2 protein-coding genes are annotated in these 7,192 nt (G+C 66.8%); both read left to right on the forward strand.

What is annotated here, in order from left to right; all coding sequences use genetic code 11:
* The first annotated feature begins 53 nt into the window (after nucleotides 1-53).
* Nucleotides 54-6,380, forward strand: a complete 6,327-nt coding sequence (pks2, locus tag AU188_RS08490) for a sulfolipid-1 biosynthesis phthioceranic/hydroxyphthioceranic acid synthase (protein WP_059163296.1) — start codon at nucleotides 54-56, stop codon at nucleotides 6,378-6,380.
* A 110-nt stretch (nucleotides 6,381-6,490) separates the two neighbouring features.
* Complete coding sequence (locus tag AU188_RS08495; protein WP_156426613.1) at nucleotides 6,491-7,144, forward strand: methyltransferase family protein; 654 nt, start codon at nucleotides 6,491-6,493, stop codon at nucleotides 7,142-7,144.
* The last annotated feature ends 48 nt before the right edge of the window (nucleotides 7,145-7,192 follow it).

The following is a 7,192-nucleotide window of genomic DNA, read 5'->3' on the forward strand; positions in this document are numbered from 1 at the left end:
GCGCAGAGGGGTGTCCGCCCGGGCCACAGCAACCGTTGCTACGCGGAGGGGAAATGACGTCATTCGAGACGGCGAATGGTTCGCCGAGAAAAGCAGAGTCGGCCGTTACCACGCCTGAGGCGGCCATCGCACCTGTCACCCCGGTCGCTGTCATCGGCATGGCTTGCCGGCTGCCCGGGGGCATCGAATCCCCCGAGCAGCTGTGGGAGGCGCTGCTACGGGGCGATGACCTGGTCACCGAAATTCCCTCCGACCGCTGGGACGCCGACGATTACTACGACCCCGAGCCAGGGGTGCCCGGCCGATCGGTGTCGAAATGGGGTGCGTTCATCGATGACGTGACCGGCTTCGATTCCGAATTTTTCGGGGTCAACGAGCGCGAGGCCACCGCGACCGATCCGCAGCACCGGTTTTTGTTGGAAGCCTCGTGGGAGGCGATGGAACATGCCGGGCTCGATCGAGGGGACCTGGCGGAGTCGCGGACCGGGGTGTTCGTCGGATTGACGCATGGCGACTACCAATTGTTGGCGGCCGATGCCAATGCGGTAGAGCAGCCATATGGCTTCACCGGCAACAGCTTCAGCATGGCGTCGGGGCGCATCGCCTACGCCCTCGGGCTGCACGGTCCCGCGCTCACGGTGGATACCGCGTGCTCTTCGGGCCTCACCGCGATACACCTTGCCTGTCGCAACCTGCACGAGCGCGAAAGTGACCTTGCCCTGGCCGGCGGTGCGTCGCTGGCGCTGGATCCCCGGAAGTGGTCGGCGGGTTCGGCCGAGGGAATGCTGTCTCCCACCGGTCGCTGCCACGCGTTCGACGTCGCCGCCGACGGGTTTGTGCCCGGCGAAGGCTGTGTCATGTTGCTGCTCAAGCGATTACGGGATGCACAGCGTGACGGTGACCGGATCCTGGCGGTGATACGGGGCACAGCCGCGAATCAGGACGGCCGCACGGTGAACATCGCGACACCGTCGCGCGCAGCCCAACTCGCGGCCTATCGCGACGCGTTGACTGCTGCGGATGTCGATGCGAGCACTGTGGCCATGGTCGAGGCGCACGGCACCGGCACCCCGACCGGCGACCCGATCGAATACGCCAGTCTCGCAGAGATATACGGCGTCGACGGTCCGTGCGCGCTGGTGTCGTCGAAGACCAACTTCGGGCACATGCAGGCGGCGTCCGGACCGCTGGGGCTGATGAAATCCGTTCTCGCACTCCAACATGGCGTCGTCCCCCAGAACCTTCACTTCAACCGGCTCCCCGATGATCTGGCCGCAATCCAGACCAAGCTTTTTGTGCCAAAGACCAATGCAAGCTGGCCGACCGATGGCGACGGCCCACGTCGGGCGGCCGTGTCGGCGTATGGAATATCGGGCACCAATGTGCACGCGATCCTGGAGCAAGCTCCGGAGGTCCCCGCGAGCGGCGCAGACGAGTCGTCGACGACGGAACCGCTGGTGTTTCCGTTGTCGTCCACGTCGGCCGACGAGCTACGCCGCACTGCCGGCCGGTTGTGCGACTGGGTGCAAGCGAACGAAGACGTAGCGCTGCCGGATCTCGGCTACACCCTGGCGCGTCGACGGGCGCACCGTCCGGTGCGCACCGCCGTCATCGCGGCCCACCGCTCGGAGCTCATCGACGCGTTGCGCGAGGTCGCCGACGGCGACACTCTGCATCAGGCCGCGGTCGGCCGCGATGATCGCGGTCCGGTGTGGGTGTTCTCCGGCCAGGGTTCGCAGTGGGCGGGGATGGGCGCCGAACTGCTGGCGACCGAACCCGTGTTCGCAGCCACCGTCGCGCAAGCAGAGCCGCTGATCGCCGACGAGTCCGGATTCTCGGTGACCCAGGCCATCTCGGCGCCCGAGACCGTCACCGGTCAGGACCGGATCCAGCCGACGCTGTTCACCATGCAGGTCGCCCTGGCTGCGACCCTGCGGGCCTACGGGGTCCGCCCGGCCGCTGTGATCGGGCACTCCCTCGGCGAGGCCGCGGCGGCGGTCGCCGCGGGTGCGCTGTCGCTGGAAGACGGGGCGCGGGTGATCTGCCGCCGCTCGCGGCTGATGCGCAGCATTGCCGGCACCGGTGCCACGGCGGCAGTGGAATTGCCTGCCAAGCAAGTGCTTTCGGAGTTGACGGCGCGTGGCGTCAACGACGTCGTACTCGCGGTGGTGGCCTCGCCCGAGTCCACCGTGGTTGCCGGCGCGGCGCAGACGGTTCGCGAACTGATCGCGGCCTGGGAGCAGCGTGGCGTGATGGCTCGTGAAGTGCCCACCGACGTCGCCTTCCACTCGCCTCAGGTTGACCCGATCCTCGGCGAGCTGACCGAGGCGCTCGCCGAGCTGAACCCGATGACCCCCGAGGTCCCCTTCTACTCCGCGACCCTGTTCAGCCCGCGCGAGCCGGCGAAGTTCGATGCCAGGTACTGGGCCGACAATGTGCGACGGATGGTCCGCTTCGCCGCGGCGGTGCAAGCAGCTATGGAGGACGGTCACCGGGTTTTCGCGGAGCTGGCACCACATCCCCTGCTCACCCGCGCGCTCGAACAGACGGCCCGCAGTCTCGACGTGCCGATGGCCACCGTGGCCGGTATGCGGCGCGGACAGGCGCTGCCATTCGGACTGCGAGGGTTCGTGGCCGACCTGCACAGTGCCGGCGCGGCAGTCGACTTCTCCGTGCTCTACCCGCATGGCCGCCTGGTGGACGCGCCGCTGCCCACCTGGACGCACCACCGGCACTGGTTGAGCGGTGGTGGGCAGGATTCGCCAAATCACGGCGCCTGCACCATTACGGTCCATCCACTGCTGGGTGCGCACGTGCGTCTGCAAGAGGAACCGGAGCGCCACGTCTGGCAGGGCGACGTCGGCACCGCCGCCCAACCCTGGCTGGGCGATCACCAGATCCGCAACGTTGCAGTACTTCCGGGTGCGGCGTATTGCGAGATGGCGCTGGCCGCCGCCCGCACTGTGCTGGGCGAGGCTTCGGAGGTCCGCGACATCCGTTTCGAGCAGGCGTTGCTCCTCGATGAGCAGACGACAGTCGGTGCCTCGGCGTTGGCGTTGTCGCCGGGCGTCGTCGACTTCACCGTGGAGACCAATCAGGAGGGTCAATCAGCCCGGCAAGCGTCGGCGGTCCTGCATACCGCCGACGATGTGCCGGCGCCGTCGCACGACATGTCCGCCTTGCTGGCCGCACATCCGGGCGAGGAGGATGGCGACGAGGTGCGCATGCGCATGGATCAGCGGGGCATGCAGTACGGCACGGCTTTCAGTGGGCTTGGTGTGGTGCACACCGGGGAAACCGGCACCGTGGTCGCCGAGGTCGCACTACCGCGCCAGATCCGCTCGCAACAGGATGCCTACGGAGTGCACCCGGCGCTGCTGGACGCCTGCTTCCAGTCCGTTGAGGCCCACCCCGATGTTCGGGCGTTGGGAGAAGGGATGCTCGGGTTGCCGTTGGGCGTGCGCCGACTTCGCTCCTACAGTGCCGCCCGCAACGCACGCTACTGCCTCACGACGGTGACGAGAGCCGATGCGTCCGGCGTCGAGGCCGACATCGACGTGCTCGACGAGCACGGGACGGTCATGCTCGCCGTGCAGGGCCTGCGGTTGGGCGCCGGAGATTCCGAGAAGGGCCAGCGGGAGCGGGTGCTGGCCGAGCGACTGCTGACCATCGAATGGCAGCCGAAGGAACTGCCCGAGACAGAACACGTCGACGCCGGATCGTGGCTGTTGATCAGTACCGCCACCGCCGATCAGGTGGCGACCGAATTGACCGACGCCCTGAAAGCCTTTGGCGCGCAATGCACCAGCATGTGCTGGCCGCAGCACGCCGACCACTCCTCGAACGCCGAACAGCTCGGCAACCATCTGCGGACCGGCGGGTTCACCGGTGTGGTGATCCTGACCGCACCGAGGAACGGCGCGGGCGATGACCAGTCTGCGAAGCTGGGACAAGAGTACGTGCGGCATCTGGTGCGCATCACCCGCGAATTGCCGGAGACACCTGGCGAGCCCCCTCGCGTCTACGTGGTGACCCGTAATGCCCAGACTGTGGTGGCCGATGACCGGCCCAACCTGGAACAGGCCGGTCTGCGGGGTTTGATCCGGGTGATCGGCACCGAGCATCCGCACCTGCGCGCTTCGCAGATCGATCTGGACGCCTCAAGCGACGCCGAGCAACTGGCGAGGCAACTTCTGAGCGAATCCGATGAGGACGAGACCGCCTGGCGGAACGGCCAGTGGTACACCGCGCGGTTGTACCCGACGCCGCTGCGGCCCGAGGAGCGCAAGACCACGATCGCCGACCACTCTCGCGACGGGATGCGCCTTCATATCCGCACGCCCGGCGACCTGGAGTCGATGGAACTTGTTGCGTGCGATCGTGTTCCGCCGGGCCCGGGGCAGATCGAGGTCGCGGTCACGGCATCCAGCATCAACTTCGCGGACGTGCTGGTCGCGTTCGGCCGCTACCCCGCCTTCGACGGCAGGTTGCCACAGCTCGGCATCGACTTCGCCGGGGTGGTGACGGCAGTCGGCCCCGATGTGACCGACCACAAGGTCGGCGACCGCGTCGGCGGCCTGTCGGCCAACGGCTGCTGGGCCAGGTTCATCACGTGCGACGCCAATTTGGCCGTCCCGCTGCCGGAGGGCCTGACCGACGCTCATGCGGCTGCACTGACCATCGCGACGGCCACCGCATGGTGCGGCCTCAACGATCAGGCCCGCATCAAGGCCGGCAACAAGGTGCTGATCCACTCTGCGACCGGCGGTGTGGGCAAGGCGGCAATCGCAATCGCCCGCGCCGCCGGCGCGGAGATCTTCGCCACCGCAGGCAGTGAGCAACGTCGACAGCTGTTGCGCGACATGGGCATCGAGCATGTTTACGATTCCCGAAGCCTGGATTTCGCCGACGAGATCCGCCGCGACACCGATGGATACGGCGTCGACATCGTGCTCAACTCGGTCACCGGTGCGGCGCAACGCGCCGGGCTGGAACTGCTGGCCTTCGGCGGGCGCTTCGTCGAGATCGGCAAGCGCGACATCTACGGCGACACTCGTCTGGGGCTCTTCCCATTCCGGCGCAATCTATCGTTCTTCGCCGTCGACCTGGCGTTGATGTCGGTCAGCCACCCCGAGCAGGTTCGCAAACTGCTGGAAACGGTGTACCGGCTCACCGTCGAGGGCACCCTGCCGATGCCGGAGTGCACGCATTACCCGCTCGTCGATGCGGCTACGCCCATTCGGATGATGAGCGGTGCCCGGCACACCGGCAAGCTGATCCTTGATATTCCTCAGGCCGGTGACAGCAACGTGGTGCTGCCTCCCGAGCAGGTTCGGCCTTTCGTTGCCGACGGTGCGTACATCATCAGCGGCGGCCTGGGCGGGCTCGGCTTGTTCTTCGCCGAGAAGATGGCCAGCGCCGGCGCCGGCCGGATCGTGCTGTCGTCGCGTTCGCAACCCACGCTCGAGGCGCTGGAGACAATCCAGCTCATCCGGGCGCTGGGCGCCGATGTAGTCGTCGAATGCGGCGATATCTCCGAACCGGAAACGGCTCAGCGGTTGGTGACCGCGGCGACCGCCACCGGCCTCCCCGTGCGCGGTGTGTTGCACGCGGCCGGGGTGATCGACGACGCCATACTGACCAACATCACTGATGAGTTGATCGAACGGGACTGGGCGCCAAAGGCTTACGGCGCCTGGAACTTGCACGCTGCCACTGCCGGCCAGCCGTTGGACTGGTTCTGCTCGTTCTCCTCTGCGGCGGCGTTGGTGGGTTCGCCCGGACAAGGTGCCTACGCGGCGGCCAACAGTTGGTTGGACGCATTCACACTGTGGCGGCGGGCCCAAGGGCTTCCGGCGACAGCGATCGCGTGGGGGGCCTGGGCCCAAATCGGGCGCGGCACAGCCTTGGCCGAGAGCGCCGGGGTAGCCATCGCACCTGATGAGGGCGCGTACGCTTTCGAGGCGCTGCTACGCCATGACCGCGACTACACCGGTTACGCGCCGATCACGAACTCGCCGTGGTTGGCCGCCTTCGCCCAACAGAGTCCGTTCGCCGAGGCGTTCCGTTCGAGCGGGCAAAACGCCGCGGGCACAAGCAGATTGCGCGCCGAGCTCGACGAACTTCCTCCCGACGAGTGGCCTACCCGTCTGCGTCGGCTGCTCTCCGAGCAGGTCAGCGTGATCTTGCGGCGCAGTGTTGACCCGGACCGCCCGCTCGCGGAGTACGGCCTGGACTCACTGGGCGCGCTCGAACTGCGCACCCGAATCGAGACCGAGACAGGAATCCGGGTCAATCCAGCGGACCTCACCTCCATCGGTACGATTCGCGGGTTGGCCGAACTGCTGTGCGAGAAGTTGACGCCTGCACAAGCCACCTGACTGGGGCGCTCAGCCCGACGTTGTCCGCAGTTACCAGATGACCGGTGTGCGCTGGTAGCGTGCGTCGGGCGGACTGGTGAGGAGAATGTGTGAAAGCCCTGCTGAGAACGATGGTTGTCGGGCTTATCGAGCCTGTCCTGTTCGGCTTGATCCTGTTCCTGGTGGCAGGCACGTTCGACTACTGGCAGGCGTGGGTTTTCCTGGCGGTGTTCGCTCTGTCGTCGTGGATCCCCGGCGTGTATCTGCTGCGGACCAATCCCGATGCGCTCAAGCGACGGATGCGGGCGGGGCCGACAGCCGAGACACGAACCAAGCAAAAGGCTTTGATCGCCGGCTGGTATCTGTCGCTGGCGTCGGTGTTCGTCATCAGCGCCCTCGACCACCGCTTCGGCTGGTCGCAGGTTCCCACCGCGATCTGCTTGGTCGGGGACGTCCTGGTCGCCATCGCACTCGGCGTGGTGATGCTGGTGGTGATCCAGAACAGCTATGCGGCCGCGGTTGTGCGCGTCGAGGAGGGGCAGAAGCTGGTCCGAACCGGGTTGTATGGGCTCGTGCGGCATCCCATGTACACCGGCAATGTGATTTTGGTGATCGGCATTTCCCTTGCGCTGGGCAGCTATTGGGGTTTACTTCTGGTCGTACCGGCCGTGATCGTGCTCGGCCTGCGGATCCGTGACGAAGAGAAGCTGCTTCAAGAAGAGTTGGACGGCTACCGCGAGTACACGCAGGAGGTGCGCCACCGCCTGGTGCCCGGCGTGTGGTGAGAGCCCAGATCGCTTACCGACCTCATGGGCCGAACTTGTGTCCCTGAG

Origin of the sequence: Mycobacterium sp. IS-3022 (assembly GCF_001500065.1) — a bacterium.
In the GTDB taxonomy this organism is placed as follows: Bacteria; Actinomycetota; Actinomycetes; order Mycobacteriales; family Mycobacteriaceae; genus Mycobacterium.

What these genes read in the sequence shown, in the direction of transcription:
- pks2 (WP_059163296.1), top strand. Translation starts at nt 54, where the DNA reads ATGACGTCATTCGAGACGGCGAATGGTTCGCCGAGAAAAGCAGAGTCG.
- AU188_RS08495 (WP_156426613.1), top strand. Translation starts at nt 6,491, where the DNA reads ATGGTTGTCGGGCTTATCGAGCCTGTCCTGTTCGGCTTGATCCTGTTC.